Annotated in this window: 22 protein-coding genes, 3 pseudogenes and 1 riboswitch; of the genes and pseudogenes, 15 read left to right on the top strand and 10 right to left on the bottom strand. The window is 38.2% G+C overall.

Annotated elements, in window-relative coordinates; genetic code table 11:
* Positions 1-91: 91 nt before the first annotated feature.
* The 3 genes from F4V44_RS15650 (at position 92) to F4V44_RS15645 (ending at position 1,549) form a co-directional block, all read left to right on the top strand.
* The gene (locus F4V44_RS15650) at positions 92-601 is read left to right on the top strand and encodes a CBO0543 family protein (protein WP_150440958.1); all 510 of its coding nucleotides are present in this window, start codon (positions 92-94) and stop codon (positions 599-601) included.
* Between the two features lie 446 nt (positions 602-1,047).
* On the top strand, positions 1,048-1,209 hold the full coding sequence (locus F4V44_RS27405) for a hypothetical protein (protein ID WP_191090706.1): 162 nt from the start codon (positions 1,048-1,050) through the stop codon (positions 1,207-1,209).
* A 67-nt stretch (positions 1,210-1,276) separates the two neighbouring features.
* Entirely contained in the window at positions 1,277-1,549 is a 273-nt protein-coding gene (locus tag F4V44_RS15645; protein WP_150440957.1) for an HU family DNA-binding protein, read from the top strand.
* Between the two features lie 91 nt (positions 1,550-1,640).
* Here F4V44_RS15645 and F4V44_RS15640 read toward each other — a convergent pair.
* The 3 genes and pseudogenes from F4V44_RS15640 to F4V44_RS15630 all read right to left on the bottom strand — a co-directional run.
* Positions 1,641-1,926: pseudogene (locus F4V44_RS15640) on the bottom strand (IS3 family transposase); the annotation flags it as partial.
* 104 nt (positions 1,927-2,030) lie between these two features.
* A complete protein-coding gene (locus F4V44_RS15635) occupies positions 2,031-2,561 on the bottom strand; it encodes a hypothetical protein (protein WP_150440955.1) in 531 nt (176 codons plus the stop codon).
* A 17-nt stretch (positions 2,562-2,578) separates the two neighbouring features.
* Entirely contained in the window at positions 2,579-3,100 is a 522-nt protein-coding gene (locus F4V44_RS15630; protein ID WP_191090705.1) for a zinc-ribbon domain-containing protein, read from the bottom strand.
* A 556-nt stretch (positions 3,101-3,656) separates the two neighbouring features.
* Between F4V44_RS15630 and F4V44_RS15625 the strand changes: the two genes are divergently transcribed.
* Both F4V44_RS15625 and F4V44_RS15620 read left to right on the top strand, forming a co-directional pair.
* The gene (locus F4V44_RS15625) at positions 3,657-4,892 is read left to right on the top strand and encodes a metallophosphoesterase family protein (protein ID WP_150440953.1); all 1,236 of its coding nucleotides are present in this window, start codon (positions 3,657-3,659) and stop codon (positions 4,890-4,892) included.
* 207 nt (positions 4,893-5,099) lie between these two features.
* Complete coding sequence (locus F4V44_RS15620) at positions 5,100-7,454, top strand: glycerophosphodiester phosphodiesterase family protein (protein WP_150440952.1); 2,355 nt, start codon at positions 5,100-5,102, stop codon at positions 7,452-7,454.
* Positions 7,455-8,315: 861 nt separating this feature from the next.
* Here F4V44_RS15620 and F4V44_RS15615 read toward each other — a convergent pair.
* Together F4V44_RS15615 and F4V44_RS15610 are read right to left on the bottom strand one after the other, a co-directional pair.
* Complete coding sequence (locus tag F4V44_RS15615) at positions 8,316-9,239, bottom strand: response regulator (RefSeq protein WP_150440951.1); 924 nt, start codon at positions 9,237-9,239, stop codon at positions 8,316-8,318.
* Positions 9,236-10,507: a sensor histidine kinase gene (locus F4V44_RS15610; protein ID WP_191090704.1), complete on the bottom strand. Its 1,272-nt coding sequence runs from the start codon at positions 10,505-10,507 to the stop codon at positions 9,236-9,238. Before F4V44_RS15610 ends, F4V44_RS15615 begins: the two co-directional genes overlap by 4 nt.
* A gap of 514 nt (positions 10,508-11,021) precedes the next feature.
* Here F4V44_RS15610 and F4V44_RS15605 point away from each other — a divergent pair.
* The 8 genes and pseudogenes from F4V44_RS15605 to F4V44_RS15570 all read left to right on the top strand — a co-directional run bounded on the left by F4V44_RS15605 (position 11,022) and on the right by F4V44_RS15570 (position 17,591).
* On the top strand, positions 11,022-11,504 hold the full coding sequence (locus F4V44_RS15605) for a DUF2975 domain-containing protein (protein ID WP_150440949.1): 483 nt from the start codon (positions 11,022-11,024) through the stop codon (positions 11,502-11,504).
* A 4-nt stretch (positions 11,505-11,508) separates the two neighbouring features.
* Positions 11,509-11,640 (top strand): annotated as a pseudogene (locus F4V44_RS15600) (DUF2975 domain-containing protein); the annotation flags it as partial.
* A gap of 10 nt (positions 11,641-11,650) precedes the next feature.
* A pseudogene (locus F4V44_RS15595) lies at positions 11,651-11,825 on the top strand (helix-turn-helix domain-containing protein).
* Between the two features lie 610 nt (positions 11,826-12,435).
* Positions 12,436-13,707: a cation:dicarboxylate symporter family transporter gene (locus tag F4V44_RS15590; RefSeq protein WP_150440948.1), complete on the top strand. Its 1,272-nt coding sequence runs from the start codon at positions 12,436-12,438 to the stop codon at positions 13,705-13,707.
* Positions 13,708-13,741: 34 nt separating this feature from the next.
* Positions 13,742-15,172, top strand: a complete 1,431-nt coding sequence (gene aspA / locus F4V44_RS15585) for an aspartate ammonia-lyase (protein ID WP_150440972.1) — start codon at positions 13,742-13,744, stop codon at positions 15,170-15,172.
* Between the two features lie 151 nt (positions 15,173-15,323).
* Positions 15,324-16,700 (top strand): NAD-dependent malic enzyme, encoded by a 1,377-nt coding sequence (locus tag F4V44_RS15580; RefSeq protein WP_150440947.1) that lies wholly within the window; start codon positions 15,324-15,326, stop codon positions 16,698-16,700.
* Positions 16,701-16,990: 290 nt separating this feature from the next.
* Positions 16,991-17,266, top strand: a complete 276-nt coding sequence (locus F4V44_RS15575; RefSeq protein ID WP_191090703.1) for a nucleotidyltransferase family protein — start codon at positions 16,991-16,993, stop codon at positions 17,264-17,266.
* On the top strand, positions 17,250-17,591 hold the full coding sequence (locus tag F4V44_RS15570; protein WP_150440946.1) for a HepT-like ribonuclease domain-containing protein: 342 nt from the start codon (positions 17,250-17,252) through the stop codon (positions 17,589-17,591). The genes F4V44_RS15575 and F4V44_RS15570 overlap by 17 nt, the downstream gene beginning before the upstream one ends.
* Before the next feature lie 62 nt (positions 17,592-17,653).
* Here the strand turns inward: F4V44_RS15570 and F4V44_RS15565 are convergent, their stop codons facing one another.
* The 3 genes from F4V44_RS15565 to F4V44_RS15555 all read right to left on the bottom strand — a co-directional run bounded on the left by F4V44_RS15565 (position 17,654) and on the right by F4V44_RS15555 (position 20,208).
* Positions 17,654-18,079, bottom strand: coding sequence for a hypothetical protein (locus F4V44_RS15565; protein WP_150440945.1), 426 nt, complete (start codon positions 18,077-18,079; stop codon positions 17,654-17,656).
* 55 nt (positions 18,080-18,134) lie between these two features.
* On the bottom strand, positions 18,135-19,244 hold the full coding sequence (locus tag F4V44_RS15560) for an acyltransferase family protein (protein WP_191090702.1): 1,110 nt from the start codon (positions 19,242-19,244) through the stop codon (positions 18,135-18,137).
* Positions 19,245-19,314: 70 nt separating this feature from the next.
* Positions 19,315-20,208 (bottom strand): glycine-rich domain-containing protein, encoded by an 894-nt coding sequence (locus F4V44_RS15555; RefSeq protein WP_150440943.1) that lies wholly within the window; start codon positions 20,206-20,208, stop codon positions 19,315-19,317.
* A 706-nt stretch (positions 20,209-20,914) separates the two neighbouring features.
* On the opposite strand from F4V44_RS15555, the gene F4V44_RS15550 reads away from it, so the two are divergent.
* Together F4V44_RS15550 and F4V44_RS15545 are read left to right on the top strand one after the other, a co-directional pair.
* Positions 20,915-22,723 (top strand): HNH endonuclease, encoded by a 1,809-nt coding sequence (locus F4V44_RS15550; RefSeq protein WP_150440942.1) that lies wholly within the window; start codon positions 20,915-20,917, stop codon positions 22,721-22,723.
* 366 nt (positions 22,724-23,089) lie between these two features.
* Positions 23,090-23,212, top strand: coding sequence for a GapA-binding peptide SR1P (locus F4V44_RS15545; RefSeq protein WP_150440941.1), 123 nt, complete (start codon positions 23,090-23,092; stop codon positions 23,210-23,212).
* 230 nt (positions 23,213-23,442) lie between these two features.
* A riboswitch (cyclic di-AMP (ydaO/yuaA leader) is annotated at positions 23,443-23,582 on the bottom strand.
* A 49-nt stretch (positions 23,583-23,631) separates the two neighbouring features.
* On the opposite strand, the gene F4V44_RS15540 is transcribed toward F4V44_RS15545, so the two are convergent.
* The gene (locus F4V44_RS15540) at positions 23,632-23,859 is read right to left on the bottom strand and encodes a hypothetical protein (protein WP_317978331.1); all 228 of its coding nucleotides are present in this window, start codon (positions 23,857-23,859) and stop codon (positions 23,632-23,634) included.
* 511 nt (positions 23,860-24,370) lie between these two features.
* The gene (locus tag F4V44_RS15535) at positions 24,371-24,607 is read right to left on the bottom strand and encodes a hypothetical protein (protein ID WP_150440940.1); all 237 of its coding nucleotides are present in this window, start codon (positions 24,605-24,607) and stop codon (positions 24,371-24,373) included.
* Positions 24,608-24,664 lie beyond the last annotated feature (57 nt).

Raw genomic sequence — 24,664 nt, 5'->3', positions numbered from 1 at the left:
TCGAAGGTTGTATTTCTAACAACTATCTAACTTAAAAAAAGCTCATTGGTATATTTTTATCATGTAAATTTTTGAAAAGGTCTTGATTTTAATGGTTAGTTTTGGAATCATGTGTATCGTTCTTGGATTGAGATTTGGAGATTGGAGAAACATAGAAAAATATTATCCAACGATTTTATTCTTGGTTATTGGTGATTTACTATATAACATTTTTACGTATAGTAATCCAACATGGAATTATAACGAAAGTTGGTTGTTTCCGAATCATACATTAGCGAATGTGTGGATTATGATAACGGTGTATCCTGCAACGGTGATGATATACTTATATCATTTTCCTAAAAAAAGAGTGAATCAGGTTTTTTATATTGCATTTTGGGTGATTCTGTATGTCATTACGGAAATAATTGGTCTTCATGTTCTCGATCTTATAGATCATTTCAACGGCTGGAATATGTGGTGGTCATTCTTGTTTGATATTATTCTTTTTGTTATGCTGTATATCCATTACAAACGTCCATTTTTAGCATGGGGATTATCCATTCTTGTTATTATTTTCTTTTTAAATGTATTTGATGTGAATTTGCTTTATTTGAATTAGTTATCTATCCAGTCGACTCTCAATAGAATCGGCTTTTTTGATGTTTACTGGAAATATGGGGAGGGTTCTCGCATTTCATTTGCTCTTTGAAGATGAAAATATCTCCAGTGCTTTGTTATGAAACAGCAGAACCGTGCCTGGCAGTTCATAACTTTTATCCCACGCTTAACGGGCAGTAAGACCCCCACCTCAAGATTCTGAGTATACAAAAGAAGATAAGTGGGGACCAGCTGCCCGTAAAGGTCCATTCGTGGAATCACAGACTAAGAACGCCACATTTGTGGCAACGTCTGTGTGACCCACATCCTGTGGGCCGCAACTAACCATCAGTGGGGGATGAAGAAAACCCCCACTGATGGAAGTTTCACTTTATTTCATTTCGATGTATAAAAGAATAATAGGTTGGAAATCATGGAGATACAGTAAGTAAATAAGGGAGAATAATCATGTACAGAGAAGGTGAAATGCAGTTTACAGACTTTGTTGCTTATGATCAATTTGAACTAAAACCTTATCTTTCTTATCTATTTCAACGGTTTTATGAACATGCTTCCAATCAGTCAGAGGAAAAAAGATTACAGTTGAATGAAGAATTGGTGTTAAAGTAGAATGTGAGACTACTATGTGCTATATTTGTAGTTCTTACATAAAAATTATAAAGTAGAGGTGTAAAAAATGAATAAAACAGAATTAGTAAAAGCAGTGGCAGCGCAAGCTGAACTATCACAGAAAGATGCGGCTAAAGCAGTGGATGCGTTATTTAGCACGATTTCTAACACGCTTGCTCAAGAAGAAAAAATCCAATTAATTGGATTTGGAACGTTTGAAGTACGTGAACGTTCAGCTAGAACAGGACGTAATCCTCAAACAGGCGAAGAAATACAGATTGCTGCGTCAAAAGTTCCAGCTTTTAAGCCAGGAAAAGAATTAAAAGAAGCTGTAAAATAAGTTAAAATTGAACCCTGGGGCAGCACTTGTTCCAGGGTTTAGAAATATGGGGACGATTCTGAACTGAACCCAAAAAGCTAGACAAATAATTTTATGCAGCTAAACAGGATTGTTCTCTGTGTTGTATACGGGGGGCAATCCTTTTCGTTTTACCTTCATGCGTTTGTAATGGTAAATAGAGTTCTCCCGTTCTCTCTTAAAATGGTCCATACTCTTCAATTCCCGCAGATACAGTAGTTCAGATTGTAATAAGCCAAAGAAATTCTCCATGTTTGCATGATCCAAACCATTCCCTTACGAGACATGCTTTGTTGTATATGATTGTTCTCCAATCATTTTCGGTACTTACACATACGATAATGCCAGCGATTTTTACTAAGTTTGTTACCTTATGAAGAAACACTGGGACATTCCCGCGTTTCAATTGATTCCATCCAGACATTGATGAAACATCAGAACCGTCCCAGCGTTTCAAAAGCTTCTACCATGCATCATTTATATCACGAAAATCATAAACCAGGCTGCCTGCTTGCATACCTGATGAATTAGCATTTAAAATGTTGGCTAAATAATCGGAAGGGCCGGTACTAAAATACTGCCGACTATCCACGAATTCATCGAGACCTTTCATTGCTTGTAGGGCATATATTGACTCCTTTATATATAATTTATGTGCTTTTTTTAGTATTCGATTTTTAGGTTTAGGATAGTTGATAATTTCGTCTGTTAAGTCTGAAAGATTATCTTTCATCATCATATAAGACGTTAAGTCAATATAAGTGTCAGGAGTTCTTTCGATTTCCTCATAAATAAATTGTGCTTCGTTAATGATATCATTCATTTCTGAGGAAGTTTCATTATACCAATCCACATAAGCGAGGTCTTCTTCATTAACTTGACGGTCAAGAAAAAAGGTCGTGATTTTTGTTAGAAGGAATCCTACTGCGATAAGAATCGTAATAGACAATATAATTTTAATAACTGGATTAAGAGTATTGAACCTTTTGATCATCACTACCACCTTACTAGCTATGTCGTTTTCTTACTTGATTCTTTAACTACTTTTTCAAGTTTTCTAATAGCTAGTAATGAACCATATGCTATACCCATATTTATAAAGGTCGATAACATGGCAAAGAAAAGTCCATTTCCAGCATCTTCGCCTGTAGATACAGCGAAAAAAAGAGTAGAAACAAAACTAGTACAAGCAATTAAAATAAATACTTCCTGTATATTTTGTTTTTTTAATTTATGAAGTACCCACCCATCTATGAGAAAAGTCGATATAACTAAAAGCCAAGTGGCAACGTTGTCCTCATATGTTGGTACAAACATAGCTAAAACGATAAAATAAGCTACTAACAAAACAATGGCGTAGATTATGTAAATGGATTGTATTAGTGATTTATCCCCAGCATTTTTTATCCTATTAATAGTTTCCTCCTTTGTAGACGACGGTTTGAATGGATCCCTTCCTTTGATCTCTTTCCCACAACTCGAGCAAAACTTATCTTGTTCATCTACATTATTTCCGCAATTTGTACAAAACACATAAAGAACCTCCTTTATAGTAAAAAATAAAGGTATCAAGTCTTTTTGTTCATTTGATTCTTAGTGTTTCATAGTGGGATATTTTTATTCGTAAACAGGGGGATGGTTCTGAACTGCACCTCCCATTGTTAGTTTTTGTCATTGTTAGTTTTTGTGTCTAACAATTAGGGTGCAGTTCATGGACCTGTCCCTGTGTCCCTCAAAATAGATTACCAATTGTTAATTTTAAGACTTTTGAGTAAATCCATTATAAAGAAAACGAATGATTTCAATTGGAATGTAAAGAAAAGTAATTGGAATTTTTTGGGCCGAAAGCATTAAATGAAAAGGTTTGATAAGGAAAAAGAAACTTGACAAGAAGAGTTGGGATAAGAAAAGTCCTTCAAAGCTCTCCAAGGATTAGTGAAAAAGTAATAGAATCAAGGGATTTTCTATCTTATTCTGATGAATGAAATATTAATATCTCTTTACGAATCTTCATTTTGGGGTAATCATTTTTTAGTATTGTCGAATTATGATAGAGACAAAGTTTAACATACCTGAATGGAGGATTCCTATGAGTAATCAAGACCAAAACTATTCTTTTGATAGAAGAAAGTTTATTAAAGTGGGTGGTGTGAGTACACTGGCGTTAACCATGGGTGCTGCAGGGCTTCCAACCGGTTTATTCGGTGATTCAGCTACTGCGCAGGCTGCTGCTAAACCTAATTTCAATGCAAAGCTCAAGTTTAATTCTGATGGAAAATTCAAAGTTGTCCAATTCAATGATACACAAGATGATGAAAATATTGACCGTAGAACGATTGAATTAATGGAAAAAGTACTGGATTCAGAAAAGCCGGACTTTGTTGTTATCAATGGCGATGTGATAACTGGAGGTACCGATACTCCGATGGAAACAAGACAAGCCATTAATAATGTGGCCCAGCCTATGGAACAAAGAGGGATTAAGTGGGCGATTACTTACGGAAATCATGATGAAGATTCTACTCCGAAAAGCGGTCTTGATGAAGCAGATATGTTACAAATTTACATGAATTATAAACATAATATGAACCAACCGAGTGAAAAAGGCATCACAGGAACAGGGAATATGAATCTTCTTATTAATAACTCCAAAGGCACGGATGCTGCTTTTAACCTTTGGCTGCTCGATAGTGGAAGATATGCTCCTGGAACCATTGATGGTCAAGACTTTAAAGGGTATCCAACATGGGACTGGCTTCGCGGTAACCAGGTGAATTGGTATTTTGAAACGTCCAAACAAATTGAGCAACAATACAATCGAAAAATTCCTTCTCTTATGTTTTTGCATATCCCGCTGTGGGAGCATCGTTTTATGTGGTTCTCAAGTGTGGATGACCGATCAGCTGCAGCCCATGAACGTGCGGTTGCCAAGCACAATATTGTCGGAGAAAGAAATGAAGATGAATGTCCAGGACCATTTAACAGCGGCATGTTTTCAGCTATTTTAGACCGAGGCGATGTGAAAGGCGTCTTCTGCGGCCACGACCATATAAATACCTACCATGGTAATTATTACGGAGTATTACTTGGCTATGCGGGTAACACCGGATTTGGAACCTACGGCCTTTCAGGTGCTGAAAGAAACAGACTTCGCGGGGCCAGAGTCTTTCATCTAGATGAAAACAAAGAAGGTGTTTTAGTCGAAACACATATGGTCTTTGCCAAAGACTATGGAATCGACTTAACAGCAAACGACCAAAGCATCAAACCGGAACCATTAGAGGAAAGTAAAAAGTGGGAAAAATTTGTTCAGCGTAACACTTGAGTTCCGTTACCGTAATAGGCATGGTGCTTGGCCTCACTTGAAGTTTGTTAGTTAAACAGGGGAAGGGACAGAGGGGCAGGTCTCCATGTCCCTCGACCTATGATTTTTTATTTTAATAATATTCACCTTTACTTCATGTTTTCTCCATAGTTTGTTTGACACAATATGACATAGCCAATCTATTAATAGTAGGAAGAGGTTCGTAATATGGGAAAAAAACAGAAAAAGCAGCAAAGAAAAGTGACTCCGATTGTGTTAACAGGTTTAATGGCGCTTGGTATCAGTTCTTTTCCAGCAGGAGCGGCTGGTACGACGGTTCATGCCAGCGCACAAGAGAGTTTACTAGTTACAGAGAATTTTGATCAATTGACGGGAGAAGCATTGCCGAATGGCTGGAAGCTGATTGAAGGCCAAGCCGCTATTGTGGATGGAAAACTGCAGCTGACTTCACCGGCAACTTCAAAACCGAGCCGCGTTCTCATTCCATTAGAAGAGGAGACAGGTGATTATGTATTTGAGGCCGATATGACGTTTATTTCTGCTGTTGAAGATACACGTTGGGCTTCGATGATGTACCGTGTTCAAGATAGTAACTATCCTTATTATCAATTTGCGGTAAGAAGAGGGACAACGGCGTTAAATGGCTTGGAATTTGCCATGCGGACCGAGCAAAATGTCTGGAATGTTCCTGAAAAGACCTTTTATCCAGAATCTTTTCAGTTCGGTAAAAGCTATCATTTAAAAATCGTAGCAAAAGATAATCGTGTGCAGCAATTTGTCAATGGCCAGCTTGTGATCGACACAGACTTAGCAGCGAAATGGTCAAACGGTGATGTTGGATTTCAAGCGGCCGGCGTAACTGTGCAATTTGATAACGTAAAGGTAACGACGACTTCAGAAGAATTGCCGCCGCTCGAGAACTCAAAGGCATTTCTTGCTGAGGAGCCTGAAACCAATATCGTCAATGCACCAACCGTTATTTCCAATTTTGAAAACGTCGGTGAAATCAAGAATAGCCAGGATGTTTCTTCGATGATTTTACCAGTTAGAACGAATGAACTGGATGAATTATTTGTCAATGAAACACCGCTTTCCGATGTAATGGAAGCAATGAAAGGAAAGATGATTCCTATTTTTCAAGTTCAGGACGAGTCATCCATTGCACCTCTTCAAGCTTTTATAAAAGAAAAACAGCTTCAAGACATTCACGTACTGTCCTCAGAGGCGGAGCTGGTAAAGCAATTGAAGGAAGGTACACCGTTTGCAAGAGGAACGGTTTTATACACAAAAAACTCCCTAAATAAACATGACTTAAAGGAATTGGCATTAGAAATTCATGAAAGCAATGCCAAGGTTGCTGCGATTCCACAAAAGCTGCTCACGCCGGAAGTGGTGCACTACTTACATAGCCGTACTATCTCTGTTTGGGGTGTCGGCGGAGAAAGTGAAAGTGACGCACACACACTCATTCATTTAGGTGTGGATGGAATCATTGCTGAGAATGAACAGGCAGCTGTGGCTGCATACAGTCAATATCCTAAAAATACAATCGTTCAGCGTCCGATTGTAGCGGCCCACCGAGGAGTGCCATCGCTTGCTCCTGAAAATACAATGGCCGGTTATCAATTAGCCTATGATCTTGGTGCCGATTTAATCGAGACCGATGTACACCGGACAAAGGACGGACATCTTGTCATTATGCACGATTATACGGTTGACCGTACGACAAACGGAACAGGAGCCGTAGCAGACTTAACGCTTGAACAAATCCGTGCTTTAGATGCGGGTATCAAATTTGGTCCTGAATTTGCAGGTGAAAAGGTACCGACTTTTAAAGAATACTTACAGGCTTTTAAAGGAAAAGATGTTGTATTACTGGTTGAAAACAAGGCTACTGGTATCGCAGAGCAGGTCATGAAGGAAATTGAAGAGGAAGGCATGACGGATCAAGTCTTAATCCAAAGCTTCCATCTAGGGGAAATCATTAAATCAGACGAGGTAAATCCAACAGTCGGTATTGGGTACTTGTTCTCAGCGGGTGTTCCAGGTACAACAGAGGCACGGCTGAAGGATGCCCAGAAGATGCTCAGCTACGCATCTGGCATGAACGCGACGCTGAATGCAAGCTATGGAAGCTTATCTGAAGAGTTTATCACATACATGCGCCAGCGCGGTATGATGAACATGCACTGGACGTATAGAAATGAACAGCACTTAGGTAATCAGCTGGAGCAAGGAATCATCGGGCCCATCACGGACTATACGCAATGGTTGACAGATGTACCCATCCGCCTGGAAACGCCAATTAAGAAGAGGAATCTAAAAGTAGGCGATACCGCGGATATCCAAGCGAAAGCGTTTATGCATTACCGTGAAGACAAGAAAGAAAATATTGAAACAAAGCTCTTTGTATCCGGCGATCAAGACACTGTAACCGTTGAAGGAAATACCATTAAAGCACTCAAACCGGGAAAAGTAAATGTATTCGTCACACATACCTTTACCGCACATGGCAAGGAATGGAACCTTGTGGCCGAGCCGGTGGAAGTAAATATTCAATAAGAAGAGCGGTGGCTTCTCATAGAAGCTGGGTAGGAATGGTGACAGTGCGTTTCGGTTCATAAAGTAGACAATATAATTCCAGAATGATTTAGAGAACTCAGTGCTGACAGGGCCTGAGTTCTTTTTCCTACTCATTATCCTCAGGGGAAACATGGTGACGGCTCTCGCGTTTCATTGACAGGAAAGGCTAAATCTATAAGTGGTTTTTATGAAACATCAGAACCGTCCCGGCGTTCCGTTTAAGGAACCTAAATCAGGTAAAAGCAGGTCTTTAACTGCTACCTAGGGTGACCCGTTGCATTTTAATCTTGACTGTGCTCATCGCCCCTTTCTTTCTGCGATTTGTGACAATTACCTATACTTAGGACATTCATGGAGAATAGCATAAGAAATGGAGGAGGTGAACGAATATGTATTATCCTCAAATGTATTATTTTAGCAATTTTTCACATGTGCGAAATGAGAAACGACTCATACAAGTACTTCAAAACTGTGCGGCCATGTGCAATTATACAAGCTCAGTAATACATCGAACGATGGATGTACTTCAAAGAGAAAAACAACTGACATTGTTAAGTTATTGCGCAGACATCTGTTCTATAACAGCAAGAGTAATTGCTCGTCAAGGTGAAGAAGCGCAATCACTCGCTTTGCTATGTGTACAGATTTGTCAAGATTGTGGTATTCATTGTCTACATGAGCAACCTGATGAATTATCACATAGGTGCGGTCAAATATGTCTAGATTGTTCTATAGAGTGTAGAAAGTATACTGGAACCGAATCTTAGTTTTGAGGGACTGAGGGACAAACCTGTCCCTGTGTCCCAAACCCATACCGACAGAGGGTTAACTTTAAATGGTTTAGTATTCTATCAGCCTCACCGCTTCCATATACAACGCTTGGATGAACTTTTTCATGTTAATGCGGCTCTGATTGCTAGCTTTATTGCTCTTGTCCTCCAACTCTAGCATTTTCTTGCGGACTTCCAAAAAGTCAAAAAACGTAGAAGAATAGGCTTCGAATTTTGGATTTGCATAATCCGTCAATCCTAATGAAGCAATATGAATAAGCGCCTGGTAAAGAGCCCGGCGTACGCGCTGTTCGGAGGCTTTCATCTCTTTTTGGACTTCCGTCTCCGTCGCTTTTATTCCCAGCTTTTCAGCAGCGATACCTGCGAAGGTTGCCTTTAAAGATGGAAACTTGAAGGAAGATCCGAGTCTTTGCTGTTCATTTTGGAGAAATCCTAAAATCCTCAGTAAATCCTCGCTTCCACCTTCTCCAATCATGCCCAAATCGGAAATTAAAGAACGTCCGGCTTCCAGAATATTTTTAGTATGGAAGGAAGGTACAAATGGAGACTGTGGACGGCTTGTAAATAAGCTCAATGATTCTTGAATGCCCCGAATGGATTGTTCCAACAGCATCCGCTCGTTTACCTTTTTTAATATGCCTGCAATTTCAAGGCGATTCAATGGTTTTGTAATGTAGTATTCCACTCCTAAACTATATGCTTCTCCAATGAGCTCCTTCGCTTCCACTTGCGATATCATCACAAACTTTCCAGCAAAGCTATCAACAAGAGCCCGGACCGTTTCTATTCCGTCCCTTATTGGCATAAGTAAATCAATTAAGACAACGCCTGCTTCTTTAATAGACAACAAGCCATTATCAACGAATGATCCGTCCTCAGCTTCTCCCACCACAGTTCCTAAATCTTCGTCTTCGATTATTTCTGTCAGCATTGCTCGAATAGCAGGATCATCATCTATAATGAAATAATTCATCTCACTAACCCCTTCTCTATCAACGCATCCACCGGTATTTCAATCATAAATACGGTTTCCTTATTTTTATCCATAAGTCTGATATGTCCTCCCCATTTTTCAACCGTTTGTTTCACGTATGATAAGCCGATGCCTGTTGAAGGATTTCCAGCTGCATCAAATTTTGTTGTAAAGCCTTCCGTAAAAATGACTTCCTTCAGCCTCTGTGCAATGCCGGGACCATTATCACTGACACAAAACTCCACGAATTGATCCTTCTTTTTCACATGCAGAGATACGACCCCTTCTTCTTTAATAGCTTCTACGGCATTGGTCAACAAATTATTTATTAATGATAATACTATGTATACATGGTATGGAGGATGATTTCCATCCACATGTAAAGAAAACGAAATATTCTTATGCAGGGACTTCGCATATCGTCTGTTGGATACGAACATGATGTTTCCGAGTTGTTTGATATTCATATAATCCTGCAGGCGTTCAGAAGCCATAAGCTCCGACAGCCCCGCATAAATTCGCTGATTATCTTTTTTAATCTCATGCACAAGACCAGCAATCTGCAGCGCTGTTTGCGCATCGAGGACACTGGTGTTTCCTGAATGTAACCGGCGGTAAAAATCATAACAAGTGCGCGTGATTTCTTCCGCATTTTGCATTGTTTTCTTTAACTGAACGGATTCTTCATACAAATTTGAAATAAAAAGAAGCATTTGTTCATTTTGTCTGCGCTGCTCTTCTTCAGCGAATTTTGCTTCTCTCAGCTTGAAAATAGTAAAAAAACTGAGAACGAAGAAGCTGCGAATAAAGGCGATAACAATGAGTTGATTAATGGAAAGCAAGGATATGTCCTGATTGTTCAGTAAAAAACGGATGACCATTTCCGATACGCTTGCAGAAAGCTCGGTCACCCCTCCCAAAAGCCCAAGCATTAAAGGCTGATCGTGCCGTTGGTTCAATTTTATCCAATGAAATATGAACGCGTACATGACGTAATAAACGAAGGCGGGAAAATGTAGATATATCGCTTCCTCAACAGATAGGTCCCGTATCCCAACAGCCAACCAATAACGAAACACAAATACACTCATTCCCGCTATAAAACCGGCAATATACGGATGAATCCTTCTCTCCCACAGCAAAAACAGGAAAAAAACAGGGGTCCCTAAACTGACCCTAAATGTATCTTCAAATGGATAAAACTTGAATTCACCCGCAAGAGGCACCGCGATCATCATTAATAGTAAAATCCATAACTGCTTCTTCAACATGGTTCCTCCCCAGTCATACTAAATAAAAACATACCACATTGTACTGAAATAAATAAAAAGAGGAAAGAGTTTTTTATTAAGTCGTTCTCTTTCGAGGTACCCGCAGGTTTAAAAACACATATAAAAGCAGCTAAAATAGCAGAGTTATTCACATAAGAACTCCCTTTGCTATTTTGTTTATTTAGTGGAGTTTATGACGATTTATATACCAAAATTAACATGATTAATAGAAGGTGAATTAGTACGAGCATAATAAAAATTATGCTTCCGCTCATTGCTTTGCGAATAGACTTGGCAATTTAAACACTATTTGGAAGTTTTGTTGAACAAGTTGTAAATTTAACATTTTAAAGTAAGAGCATTTCTTTTTAATGAGAAATGCTTTTTTTGTCAAAAATCAAAGGATATTCCCCTAACAATAAAAATATAATAAAAAACAATAATTATTTATTTTAAAACGATAAATTCTATGTTAAAATCGCATTGTCATTAAATAAATGAGGTGTTTTATATGAATGTTAAACGAGGTTCTACCACTTTCTTAAAGGTCATCATTTTTCTGGTTGGAATTGCAGTGCTTGCCGTGTGTATATTTTTGTTGCCTGAAGCAGCCAGAAGAGACGTGATAGAACGTCCAGGTGATTATTCGCTATATCCACTTTTGGTATGTGCATATGGAATATGTATTACGTTTTCTGTAGCGTTGCATCAAGTATTTAAACTTTTAACCTATATCGAAAAGAACAATGCTTTCTCTGAGTTATCTCTTCAATCTTTGAAGGTAATAAGAAAATGCGCTTTTATTGTCATTTTCTTCATTTTGTTAGCGATAGTTTATTTAAGGGTGCTTGCTCAATTCACAGGTGATGACGCAGCAGGTCCAATATCTCTAGGTCTAATGGGGATTTTAGCAACAAGCGTCGTCGTAGCTTTTGTAACCGTTCTTCAAATACCTATAAAGAATGTCTTGGATTCACAGCCAAAAAACAATTAACATTGCCCTAGGTCTCATATTTGTTGGAATGGTCATTCCTTTTGCTTCGTTTGTTATCTCAGTTTTTGCTGCTGTTCTTCAAAGGCTTTTGCAAGAAGCGATTAACATCAAATCAGAAAATGATTTGACGGTCTGAGGTGAAGGATATGGCAATTATAATAAATATTGATGTGATGTTAGCAAAACGAAAAATGAGCGTAACCGAGCTTTCGGAAAGGGTTGGAATTACTATGGCGAATCTTTCCATTCCAAAAAAATGGGAAAGCAAAAGCGGTTCGTTTTTCAACATTAGAAGCGATATGTAAGACTTTGGATTGTTAGCCAGGTGATATTTTGGAGTACAAAAGCGATGAGGACACTTAATAATAACAGACAACAAATTTTATCAACTAACAGGATTAGGGAGTGAAATTAAGATGAAAGGATAGCGATTAAGTTATCCTTTCTCTACATTTATTAATGTTAATTAAGTAGAGAATTCTATTGATATTAGTGACATAAATAGTCTTCTAACCATCAAAATAAACTCTAGCTATGGATTTTATATCTTCATTACTTTCTATTTTAATCTTCAAACTAATCACCTATAAGTAATACATAATGCTAAAAGCAGTGCGATTTCGGGTGTGAAATCCACTGCTTTTATACTTGTTTTTATATATGTTTTTTCCTACGTGGGTACTCCAAAAGAGAACGGCTTAGTTTTTTATTAAGATCCTTATTTTATCTTTTTCCTTTTTCTTACAGTAGAAAAGTTGTATCCCTGCTTCTCAGGTCATCTCAGGTATTAGTTTAATAGTCTGAAAGGAATTTTTTAAAAAGTTTCAGTATGTTTCAGTATGAATTAGTAGGTTTTAGTAGGCCGGGTTGTAAGATTTAAATATTCAGAACATTGTAAATGTTACCAACTAAATACTAAGGAGGAGTTTAAATGAAAAAGTTTGGATTAGCTACACAAATTTTAGTTGCACTTGTACTAGGTATTGTTGTCGGTACTTTATTCCATGGCAATGAAATGGCTATGGCCATTATGGTGCCAATGGGCGATATTTTTATTCATTTAATTAAAATGATTGTCATTCCAATAGTCGTCGCGGCATTAATTGTTTCAATAGCTGGAGTTGGCGATATTAAAAAATTGGGGAAATTGGGCGGGAGGACCATTCTTTATTTCGAGATTGTGACCACCATTGCTATTGCTATTGGATTACTAGCGGCAAACTTGTTCCACCCAGGTTCTGGCTTAGATACTAGTAATCTTGAAAAAAGTGATATTTCAAAATATGAAGAAACGACGAAGACAGCTGAAGGCCAAGGCTTTGCAGAAACGATTGTTCATATTGTGCCGAAAAACATATTTGAATCCATGGCCCAGGGTGACTTGCTGCCGATTATTTTCTTCTCTGTATTATTCGGTCTAGGGGTTGCAGCAATAAGAGAAAAAGGAAAACCTGTCCTTAGCTTTTTTGAAGGTGTATTAGAAGCAATGTTTTGGGTGACCAACCAAGTGATGAAGTTGGCTCCGTTTGGAGTATTTGCGCTGATTGGTGTAACCGTTGCCAAATTTGGTGTGGCAACGTTAATTCCTTTGGGAAAATTAGTGATAGCTGTTTATGTAACAATGGTATTCTTTATACTCGTTATCCTTGGAATGATTGCGAAAATGTCTGGGACAAGCATATTTGTTCTCATGAAAGTATTAAAGGACGAACTTATTTTGGCCTTTACAACGGCAAGTTCAGAGGCTGTATTACCAAGGCTTATGGACAAAATGGAGAAGTATGGTTGTCCGAAATCCATTACCTCTTTTGTTATTCCAACAGGCTATACGTTTAATTTAGATGGTTCATCGATTTATCAAGCCCTTGCTTCACTTTTTGTAGCACAAATATATGGTATTGATCTATCCATTACACAACAGATTACATTATTACTAGTGCTCATGCTAACGTCAAAAGGAATGGCAGGCGTTCCGGGTGCGTCATTTGTTGTCATTTTAACAACACTTGGTTCGATGGGACTGCCGCTTGAAGGCGTTGCATTTATTGCCGGTATCGACCGTATTTTAGATATGGCACGAACAGTGGTTAATGTCTTGGGGAATTCATTGGCAGCGATTGTCATGTCCAAGTGGGAAGGTGAATTTGACCAAGAAAAAGCAAACGACTACATCCAATCCGTTAAGCAATCGGACGTAGCGTAAACTAGCGGAAAAATAAGGAGGAGACACCATGTCAATGGTCAAAATAAAACAAAATGTTCGCATGGAAAAGGATTTCTTAGGAGCAAAGGAAGTACCAGTGGATGCCTATTATGGTATCCAAACATTACGCGCGGTCGAAAACTTTCCTATTACAGGCTATCGTGTCCACGAAGATTTAATTAAAGCTTTAGCTATTGTGAAAAAGGCTGCGGCTTTGGCGAATATGGATACGAAACGCTTGTACGATGGACTTGGTAAGGCAATCGTCCAGGCTGCAGAAGAGATCATTGAAGGCAAATGGCATGATCATTTTATCGTCGATCCAATCCAGGGCGGTGCGGGTACATCAATGAACATGAATATAAACGAGATGATTGCTAACCGTGCCCTTGAGTTGATTGGAATGGAAATGGGAGACTATGGTCAATTAAGTCCAAATACTCATGTAAATATGTCACAATCTACAAACGATGTGTTCCCGACTGCCATCCATATCGCCACTTTACATTTACTAGAAAAATTGTTAAACACAATGGAATATATGCTTGATGTTTTTAAGAAAAAGGCAGAACAATTCGACCATGTGATTAAAATGGGACGGACACATCTGCAAGATGCTGTGCCAATCCGTCTTGGCCAGGAGTTTGAAGCATACAGCCGTGTGTTGGAGCGTGATATTAAGCGTATTCGTCAATCACGTCAGCATTTGTATGAAGTGAACATGGGGGCAACTGCGGTTGGAACAGGATTAAATGCTGACCCTTATTACATTGAAAAGGTGGTCCAGCATTTGGCAGTTATTAGCGGTCTCCCTCTTGTTGCTGCCGAACATCTTGTTGATGCTACCCAAAATACTGATGCCTATACAGAAGTGTCAGCGGCATTAAAAGTATGCATGATGAACATGTCTAAAATAGCCAATGACCTGCGTTTAATGGCCTCTGGTCCTCGTGCGGGTCTAAGCGAAATCACCTTGCCTGCCCGCCAGCCAGGTTCATCTATCATGCCAGGAAAGGTAAATCCAGTTATGGCAGAGATGATTAACCAAGTAGCGTTCCAAGTAATAGGCAATGATCATACCATCTGCTTAGCTTCCGAAGCCGGCCAGTTGGAACTAAATGTAATGGAGCCTGTGCTAGTCTTTAATTTACTGCAATCCATCAGCATAATGAGCCATTCATTCAAGGCTTTTACAGACTACTGCCTGACAGGTATTGAAGCAAACGAAGAACGTTTAAAAGAATATGTGGAAAAAAGCGTAGGGATTATTACGGCTGTTAACCCGCATATTGGCTATGAGGTAGCGGCACGAATCGCACGGGAGGCCATTTTGAAAGGTAAATCAGTACGCGAGTTATGCTTGCAATATGATGTGTTAACAGAGAAAGAACTTGATCTTATTTTAAACCCTTATGAAATGACAAACCCAGGTATTTCAGGGGCAGCTCTATTTGACGGAAATTAAATAGGATGAAATAAGCTCGATGATTAAGATCATTTTTTTAGACTATGCCCATTAAAGCGGGTAGAAAGAAAATCTATCAAGCTTCCATATTCTGCGGGGCTTTGAAAGAGGAAATATACACTTTTTTAATAAAATTTGGAGGTATTCTAGTATGGCTAACAAACACATCATTCGTACGTTAATGGTGGAGATTCCTTCGGTGCCAGGGAGTCTTGGGAAATTGACAACAGTAATCGGTCTTGCGGGAGGAGATATAGGTGAAGTCGAAACCATACAGGTGGGTCCTAATTATACAACGCGTAATATCACTGTCCAAGTAGAGCATGAAAAACAGTTATCCGAGTTGTTGGAGGCTGTCCATCAATTAGAAGGAGGTTTTCGAATTCACACGGTCTCTGATGAAGTCCTTCGTTCACATGAAGGGGGAAAGATTCAGATGAAAAGCAAAATGCCTATTGAATCTTTAGCAGACCTGAGACGAGTATACACACCAGGAGTAGCAGACGTTTGCCGTGTAATAGAGGAAGAACCAGAAAAAGCAGGAATCTATACAAGCATTGGTAATACAGTGGCTATTGTCACAGATGGGACAGCGATACTCGGTCTTGGAGACATTGGCCCTGTTGCTGGGATGCCGGTAATGGAGGGGAAATCAGCCCTATTCGACCAATTGGCTGGTATCAATGGGGTACCTATTCTTTTAAATACGAAAGATCCAGATCAAATCGTCCAAACCGTGAAGAGTATTTCCTTAGGATTTAGCGGGATTCTTTTGGAGGACATCGCTTCCCCGCATTGTTTTGAAGTAGAAGAACGCTTGAAGAGGGAGTTAGACATTCCTGTTATGCACGATGACCAGCATGGAACAGCTGTTGTCACCTTGTCTGCAGTCATTTCTGCCTGCAAAAGTGCCGGGGTTGACTTGAGAAAAGCACGTGTGGGGCAAATTGGCCTGGGAGCGGCAGGGCTAGCTATCTGTCGGATGATGATGGCCTATGGAGTAAAGAATGTGATTGGGACGGACAAGTCCCAAATAGCCATGACACGCTTGGAGAATTATGGAGGCTGTTCTGTAGACAGTATCGAAAAACTTATGGAATGTAGTGACATTGTTATAGCCACAACTGGTATCCCAGGACTTATCAAAAAGGAATGGGTGCGACAAGGTCAAGTCATTTTGGCCCTGTCTAATCCAAAACCAGAGATTGAACCGGAGGAAGCCCTGCAAGCGGGGGCTGTCTATGCAGCGGATGGACGCTCTGTGAATAATGTCTTGGGATTCCCGGGAATATTCCGAGGGGTGTTGAATGCAGGATTCAACGAGATTACTCATTCGATGCTAGTCGCTGCAGCCGAAGCGATCGCGGCATGCACGAAACCAGGGGATTTGGTACCTCACCCACTTGATTCAAACGTCCATAAAATGGTGGCTAAAGCTGTTGAAAATGTGGACTCTTTGTCGGATAAGGAAGTGAAGCATCCGAAGATTTGTATTCAGAGAAAAGTTCCCCTCAAAAGTTTTGCGTGAAGAGTAATGACAAGAACATCAAAAGGCACAAAGAGCAGTCAAGCGCTCATTGTGCCTTTTTTCGCGCAAAAATTCCGTCCCCGTAAAGAACGTCCCCATGTTTCACATTTGAAGAAATTGCGTAGTTTTCAGCGAACAAAATAGATTTTAGACTTTGTTAACCTCTTACAAGGCTTTTTTCTTTGCTGTAGAGAATATATAAAATGTGGAATGTTATAATGTAAGTAAATAATGAATATCAAAAAAATGGCGGTGATAGTATGTTATCGTAGCAAGAAATTCTAGATGAATTGTCGAAAAACCTAAATATATGGAAAGAAAAATATGGTGTAAAGCGAATTGGATTGTTTGGCTCTTACAGCCGGGAAGAGCAAAAAGAGTCTAGTGATATTGATGTGATAGTGGAATTTTTTGATACTTCCTTGTCTTTTGATAATTACATGGACTTAAAATTCAACCTTGAAGATCATTTTCAGAAGCGAGTAGATTTGGTCATATTAGATGATATTAAGCCGGCTCTAAAGCCAAGTGTTTTAAGGAGTATCAAGTATGCAGAGGGAGCCTAGAGTTTTCTTAGAGGACATTTTAACCGCTGCAGTTAAAGTTGAAAAGTTTACTAAAGGATTATCTTATGAGGATTTCATTAACAATGATTTAGTTGCTGATGCGGTTATAAAAAACATTTTAGTCATTGGAGAAGCGACCAAAAACATTCCAGAAGAGATTCGAAACATCAATGCCCAAATCGAATGGAGAAAGATGGCGGGAATGAGGGATATGATGTTTCATGGTTATTTCTCCATTAATGATCGGATTGTTTGGGATGTAGTCCAAAATAAAATTCCTACACTCAAACAACAAGTAGAGGTACTTTTAAAAAGTCTTTCATAAGGCTGGAAACACGGGGGCGGTTCTGACGTTTCACTATGAAACAGTAGAACCGCCCCCATGTTTCATTCCTTGACTAACATTTTATCTAATTCGCGCATTTTATCATAAGATTCTAATAATTCTTGAGGTACTACAGTTCTCCCGTATTCCCAAGCATTCGTTTCGATTTTAGATTTAAGGCTTTCTTTTTCCTCTTCATCACCATACATGAGAATCCTTAAATCATGTTTGTTTTTCTTAAAGTCTAAATAATACCCAATTTCATGATAGAGAAGAAGCTTAACAAAGTTTTCATTGGTTTCTCTCAGCTGTACGTTCATAATGCTTATATACCCATTCACTTTAAGATAATTAAACTTTATTGTATTGGTCGATACGTTATAACTCATAGGTGTGGTTAGTTTATTGTTGAACTCATACTTAATAGTTAACTGATGCTCATTTAATGTATCTCGAATGATCCTTTCGATATCCCATATATATAGCATTTTAGTATTCCTTTCTAATAAGGTCTGAAACATGGAGACGGTTTCTCAAGTTTTATTATAATATCTTTTTGGCATGCGGAATTCTTAAAATGAAAAAAGCGATTATAAAACATGTAGCCACACTCAAAGGAGCAACTAAGACAAATTTTACAAATGGCGGTAATCCGAAAGGACGGAATGCCATTGTCCATCCAACAATAACTGGCGGGTGAATCAAATATACGGTGTAGGCACTTTCACGCAAAAGGTTAATAAAATGACTCGTGAAATTCCACCGTTTTTGAAAATAAACAATCAAGCCTATGCAAATACCAAAGCATAAGAATGGCTCCCATAACGCATAAAACAGGGCTTGAGTATTCATTCCTCCTGAAAAGTTAAGGTTCCCGCTAAGAGCACCAGTGGCAATTAAACCAACGGGAAAAATGGGAATCATAATAAGGCCAATGATTTTCCACGTTTTAACCAATTTTTCTGACATATTTTCAAGCCATTTGTGACGGTATGCGGCAACTCCGGCCCACATAAAGAGTAAATACAATGGGAAATAACCAAATTGAAGCCCCCATATACCCGTTCCAGTTGGGTAAATCAAACGAACTGAAAAGGCAATGAATCCAAAAATAAAAGCGATTAGAACTAGTGTCTTACCTTTTGGGAAATCTATTGTTTTTTTCTTATTCGGCTTTGTAAAAAATTGATAGAGTGCATAAACTATACTCGCATAAAGAAGCGTTTCTAAAAACCAAGCGGGTCCAAAAAAATTCTGTTGAAACGAAAAAACCTTTTGAATGTAAAATTGTGATAAGGTCATTCGGCTGGAGAAATGAGCAAACCAGTTCGTTATCGGTCCAATGATAAAATAGTAGAATAAAAGCGGAATTCCGATACGAATCAATCTCCCTTTTAGAAAAGATACTGGACCTTTTTTGTCATAGGAAGCTGGAATAAAGTAAGTAGATAAAAAGAAAAACAAACTCATAAAAAACGCTTGGCAAACTCCAGTGAAGATACTTAATATAATCACAGTTACACTTAATTGACTATCATCCACATCTTTTAATATCCAAGAACCTGCTCCGCCGTATGCAATGGATGAGTGAAACACAACCACAAGCATGGTTAAAAAAACACGTAAATTGTCCAAATATACTATTCGACCCATTTGATTCTCTGCCTTTCGTAGTGTCATGTGAAACATGAAGATGGTTCAATATCATAAAGATGCGAGGTTATTAATCTCCACCCCCACCGCAGCTTGAGCAGGAACTACAGGACGAGCAAGAAGAACTGCAGGAACTAGTCGAACCACAACTTGTAGAACTTGATGATGAACTGTTGCTGCCCATTTTCATATAACTTGTAAATTCATCATAATGAAAGTAAGAAACAGATAAGAATGGAACGAGCATTAGGTTGTAATTTTGCTGAAGTTTGCTTTTTTTCATTTTATCTTGTATGACGCGTTTTTCATAATCCTTTACACTATAGGCCGTTTTTTTCATAGAGGAGATAAGCGAGCTTAGAGTAGGCATATATTTGGTATCGCTTTTAAAGTACAGATTGATAAGCTCGTTTTCTGGCAAACTTTTAAACTCCTCGATGATATTCGGATGTACAGGGTGCCTGAAAAACCCCTTATAAAGATAGATATTCTCTTTTCTTATGAAAAAAAGCTCCGTATACACCCAATCAAAAAATCCTCGTAAATCAGGATCAGATGACTCTTTTACATTTGGACTATGATGAAGGACACTACCTAAATATTTCTTTGAAAATTCATCATACTCACGGGTAAACATGAGCATCTGATGCCATAGATCATCGACCTTTTCGCTAAACATAGGAACCTCTTTTAAAAGAGCAGTCAAAATAAAGTAGCGTTTTAAATCGAGTAGACGCCAGTTGTACTCATTTTCTTTTAGCTTCGTTTCTTTTTTTACTCTCTCTTCTACATTTTCCATATAACTTTTACTAAGAGACTGGTCAAGGTTATCACTTAGTTTTTTTAACCCTTTTATTGGTTTTGTCTCTACTGATTTTGAAGATAAGCCAAATTTAAATGAGAGTTTCTTGCGCAAAAATAAAATAACCCCAATAACAACCGCTAGAAAAAGTAACCATGCCATCTAATCTCTCCTTTCTATTATGAATAACTTCCTTTTTTTCGTCATTGTTAAGCCGTGTAATAATCTTTTCCTTTTCTCTATCAAGCATTTCAGAGATTCTAATCCTTTTTAGGTAGTCTTTCGCTCGTTCCCTTCGAATAGAATCCTCATCTAGTCTAAGTCTAATCCCATTAAGTACATCAATCATATTTTCCATCTATTCTATTATATAATAAATGAAACATGGAGACGGTTTCGCGCGTTTCACTATGAAACCGCAGAACGTCCCAGCGTTGCAGAGAATATCAAAATGCTATACAATAACTAACAATTTTGCGTGAAATAGGAGATTCTATAATGAAAATTAAAATGATCATTTTTCTAACATCTTCAAAAGAACAAAAAGAAAATAATAGAACTGAAATTAACGTGCTAAAAGGGAAAGATTGACTGTATGTCCGTCGAAACGCGAGAACCGTCCAAAACCACTGAAAAACGCAACCTGCGTAATGGAAAATAGTTATATTAAAAATAAAAAACCCCTTCAAATGTAGTAAAAAACAACCCATGAATTAACAGCAAAAATCAAATCGATTCTATGTTATTGTGATACTAGTAACTAAATGAGTGAGAAGTTCTATACTTGATGAAATAAATACAGGTTGTATCCTGAAACGGTCGAACCTTCGCAGCGAATGGGACCTTATACAAAATAGCAAAGGGGTTGTTGATTCTGGGGAATGGTATCATTTTTAGCCAAAAGGATATTAATAACCAGGTTAAACAAATCTTAGATTTAATCAAGAGTATCGATCCTCATACGTTAAGCCAATTTCCGCATTATAAGAACCTTTCAGCTAGCAAACTAAGAAATTTATATACTCCGTACGAACACCAGCAAATGTTGGCACAGCTATTATTATTGGAAGGTGAAAGCGGCCAGTCTAAACAGCAATTAAGGTTAAATAACACCACGAGCCCTCAAACAAAAGTGAACCCTTTAGATGAAAAAGGTCAATTGGTACAGGATATTCTCCAATTAGCGGAAATGTATGATTTGAGTATTATTCCTGGTTTTGAAGATGTTCCGTTATCCTCTCAAAATATTGATAACTTGAGTCAATTAGCAGAATCAGAATTAAAGGTTCTTTATCAGATTATTGATTCAGATTTTGAGAACAAGCGGACCTTAGCGATTCGTAGAATAATGGATCTTTCTGATGAAGTAGATGTTCCTGCCATTCCTGGTTTTGATGGGATAGATGCGCGGACAATGACAGAAGAGGATTTTAGCAGGTTCTCTGACCAAGAACTCGAGGACATGCTTAAATGCTTGGTGTCGGGGAAAGAAGAGCAGGAAATGGTTGATCATATCCTCCAATTAGTAGAGGAATTAGATGTAGATTATCTGCCAGAGAGCAAGATTGATTTTATGAAAATAACAGTGAATAAGCTGCGTGAAAAATCTCTAGAGGAGAAGCAGGCTATTTTAAGCGAGTTAGAAAATCTACTAAATGATAAAGGCGATGCAGCCAGTATCGTGATTAATCGAATCTTCTTTTTAGCAAATGAATTGCAGTTAAAAGAGTTACCAGCGTTTGGGATTGATTTTAACAAGATAACGTTTGGTGAATTACGTGATGTGTATTCGAAGGAAGATCGTGAATTTCTTGTAGAGGAATTAGAGCAGCTTTATAAAAAAAGGGATGAGACGGACTATATCCATCCGCTAGAGGTACTTGAAAAATATAAGGATGGCGCGATTACAGAGGAAGACGAGAAAGAATCTAAGCCGCAGGATACTGCTTGGAGAAAAGAGATTCCTAAGGTATTAAAAGTAAACATAAGCAGTTGGAACCATGATTCTATTGAAGAGTTTTATGAGAAGGCAAAGGAGTTTATGACAGGTTATCAGGGGGAAGCCTTACCTGTTATCAGAGAATATGTATGTGATTTGTCAGATATCGTATTTGAAAAGAGGGAAGAGGAAGCCCCGGAGGAAGAGGAAGAAGATCAGGACGAGATTTCTCAGGCGATTTTGAGTACCGTTGAAACCATTATCCTGCCGCATCTCGAGGTGATGGAGAGAATTGAAAACCGCGGCGGACAGATTCTGTTCAGTGATATTTGGAATCAACCGTTCAATGATTCGTTAAAAAATGCGGTTAAGGACCGTGATAACTGGGCATGTGTGATTTGCGGGTCTGATAAAGGTTTGCATGTTCATCATAAAATCCCTAGGAAATTTGGCGGCGTTAATCACATGCATAATCTTGCTACTCTATGCGACTCTTGTCATCCAGTGATTGAAACAGCTGATATTAAAAAAGCTCACAAACATTGCTTAGCAAACTATTGGAAAAACCGCAATAAACGCATCACCAAACCCATTTCAAATAATAAACACCAGCTAAAGAGAGAAGTAGAAGAAAGCTTAGACTCCTTAGTCATCGCTCTTTCCAATCGAGAAGAATATAAACTAGCTGAAGAAGTAATGGATGTAATGAAGCGGTTAGAGATTATTTTTTATGAGTGAAATATGGGGGAGGTTCTTGCGTTTCAATATGAAACGGCAGAACCGTCCGAAACCACTATTTTTACAAAATACAATAAATAAAGGAATCTGATTATCTACATATGGTAGGTAATCAGATTCCTTTTCTTTTAAATGGAATTTTTCAGCAGTTTCGGACCATCCCTATGTTTCATCCAAGGGACAGAGGAGGGACCTGTCCATGCGTCCCACCTGTCCCACTTTTGTCCCAATGTGTTATACAATTTATAGTTGACAAACCAAATGTGACATACTATTATAAGATTAACAAATAAATAAAAAACGTTTACATTTTAAAAAATTAGAATCGTCTAACTAAAAAATTTTAAAAAAAGAGGAGTTTTTCTAATGGGAACTATCATTTGCCAAACTTGCAATAGCACAATTGATCATTTCGAAAATGAGAAAGTTTCAACTTTGTACGGAAAATGCACTTGCTGTGATGAAAAGCAACAGAAGACTTCTAAATAATTCAAGCATATATCTATACTGCAAAAACCGTTCTCATAAGCTGAGAACGGTTTTTGTACATCTTATGATTGTCAGCACCCGAAGGAAACGTGAGGACGATTCGCATTTCCAATTCTGTGGCAGTTGAAAGATTAAGCATGATGCGCTTGTTACTTTTTAAATAAAAAAGTGTCTACAAGCTCATTTGTCATGGTTTGTAGACACATTTTCTTAGGTGACATAAGCTCCACCTTCTTTCTCTATAACGCTTACGAGGTTAGCTGACGGATTCGGGCCAGAGTAGCCCTACCTATATAAAAGGATTCACCCCTTGGATTCTATTGAATCCAGATGGTTCCCCCGCACACTATGGTTTCGGCGATTTAGAATTTGGAAACTTTTTTTTAGTTGGTATGGGTAGTAAAAAGGTTTTATCTCTTTTAAGAAACTTTTGAGTTTATATAAGCTTCTTCGATGAGTTCAGAATCAAAGTCGTTATAGTAGATGACCTCAGTAAGGACTTTGCTTCCCTTTATTTTCTTAAAAGATTCTTTGGCCTCTTCTTGATTATCAAATTCAAACATTTGAACATCATTTTTTCCATACACAGTAATAACCCACATATTAAAAGTTCCCTCGCTTTTATTATTGATTTGAAAAGATATCATCCCAATGCCGTACCGCCTAAACAATCAATCGTTACTATTTTTTCCCTATACGCTGCCTTTATCTCCCCCTTACTTAAACGAAATTTGCATGGAGGTCGCCTATCTTTTGCGAAATAAGCTTACCTTCCATATACGATATTGTACCTCATTTTGATTACCTAATTGTGAAAAAATTTTGACAATTTTATGACACTACATAGAAAGTAGAGGAAAAGCGGTGGCAGCACAAGCAAAATAATCACAGGAACAGGCGGCTAGAGCAGTTGAAAATAGATCAAAAACAAAATAAGAGAACCGATATTGCTAAATAACACAATCTCGGTTCTCTTATCACTAAATTGTTGTCTCCGCTGAAAGTCTTTTAAGCGCAGAAAGTTTTATCCTCACAATCATGTTCTCCTGTTCTACCTATCGATTTCTTATAAGACCGAAGTGGGATAGAGTATATGTAGACGCTTATTAATAGCTTCGGCTTATTGGAAAACATCGTGTTTGGATTGGGTTGGTCTTATTACAACCCAAACTCTCCAGCAAATTGCTTTACAATTCCTGCTACTTCCTCTAGTTTCTCTGGTTTTAAGAGACTAATCATTTTAGGGAGAAACACTTGAATATCTTCTTGTGAAAAAGTGCCTTCCGTTAGTTTCTTGAAATTTTCTGTTAGTATTTCTTTTGCTTCATCCTCTTTGCCCTCTTGAACTCTTTCTAAAATAAAATTTAGAAACATTTCTTGTGCTTGCTGATCCATGTCTTTTGCCTCCTAAAAAAATTAAATGTGTAACAACATTTTGTTTAGTTTTATATT

The organism is Niallia endozanthoxylica (assembly GCF_008710145.1).
GTDB lineage: Bacteria > Bacillota > Bacilli > Bacillales > Cytobacillaceae > Bacillus_BD > Bacillus_BD endozanthoxylica.
The sequence above is the reverse complement of the archived record's forward strand: the minus strand, read 5'-3'. Positions and strand labels throughout refer to the sequence as shown.

Bases quoted from the DNA above. Each gene is read 5' to 3' on its own strand.
- F4V44_RS15625 (WP_150440953.1), top strand. From the start codon at position 3,657: ATGAGTAATCAAGACCAAAACTATTCTTTTGATAGAAGAAAGTTTATT.
- F4V44_RS15650 (WP_150440958.1), top strand. From the start codon at position 92: ATGGTTAGTTTTGGAATCATGTGTATCGTTCTTGGATTGAGATTTGGA.
- F4V44_RS27405 (WP_191090706.1), top strand. From the start codon at position 1,048: ATGTACAGAGAAGGTGAAATGCAGTTTACAGACTTTGTTGCTTATGAT.
- F4V44_RS15635 (WP_150440955.1), bottom strand. From the start codon at position 2,561: ATGATCAAAAGGTTCAATACTCTTAATCCAGTTATTAAAATTATATTG.
- F4V44_RS15620 (WP_150440952.1), top strand. From the start codon at position 5,100: ATGGGAAAAAAACAGAAAAAGCAGCAAAGAAAAGTGACTCCGATTGTG.
- F4V44_RS15570 (WP_150440946.1), top strand. From the start codon at position 17,250: ATGCAGAGGGAGCCTAGAGTTTTCTTAGAGGACATTTTAACCGCTGCA.
- F4V44_RS15580 (WP_150440947.1), top strand. From the start codon at position 15,324: ATGGCTAACAAACACATCATTCGTACGTTAATGGTGGAGATTCCTTCG.
- F4V44_RS15545 (WP_150440941.1), top strand. From the start codon at position 23,090: ATGGGAACTATCATTTGCCAAACTTGCAATAGCACAATTGATCATTTC.
- F4V44_RS15605 (WP_150440949.1), top strand. From the start codon at position 11,022: ATGAATGTTAAACGAGGTTCTACCACTTTCTTAAAGGTCATCATTTTT.
- F4V44_RS15590 (WP_150440948.1), top strand. From the start codon at position 12,436: ATGAAAAAGTTTGGATTAGCTACACAAATTTTAGTTGCACTTGTACTA.
- F4V44_RS15615 (WP_150440951.1), bottom strand. From the start codon at position 9,239: ATGAATTATTTCATTATAGATGATGATCCTGCTATTCGAGCAATGCTG.
- aspA (WP_150440972.1), top strand. From the start codon at position 13,742: ATGGTCAAAATAAAACAAAATGTTCGCATGGAAAAGGATTTCTTAGGA.
- F4V44_RS15560 (WP_191090702.1), bottom strand. From the start codon at position 19,244: ATGGGTCGAATAGTATATTTGGACAATTTACGTGTTTTTTTAACCATG.
- F4V44_RS15565 (WP_150440945.1), bottom strand. From the start codon at position 18,079: ATGCTATATATATGGGATATCGAAAGGATCATTCGAGATACATTAAAT.
- F4V44_RS15645 (WP_150440957.1), top strand. From the start codon at position 1,277: ATGAATAAAACAGAATTAGTAAAAGCAGTGGCAGCGCAAGCTGAACTA.
- F4V44_RS15555 (WP_150440943.1), bottom strand. From the start codon at position 20,208: ATGGCATGGTTACTTTTTCTAGCGGTTGTTATTGGGGTTATTTTATTT.
- F4V44_RS15540 (WP_317978331.1), bottom strand. From the start codon at position 23,859: ATGATATCTTTTCAAATCAATAATAAAAGCGAGGGAACTTTTAATATG.
- F4V44_RS15535 (WP_150440940.1), bottom strand. From the start codon at position 24,607: ATGGATCAGCAAGCACAAGAAATGTTTCTAAATTTTATTTTAGAAAGA.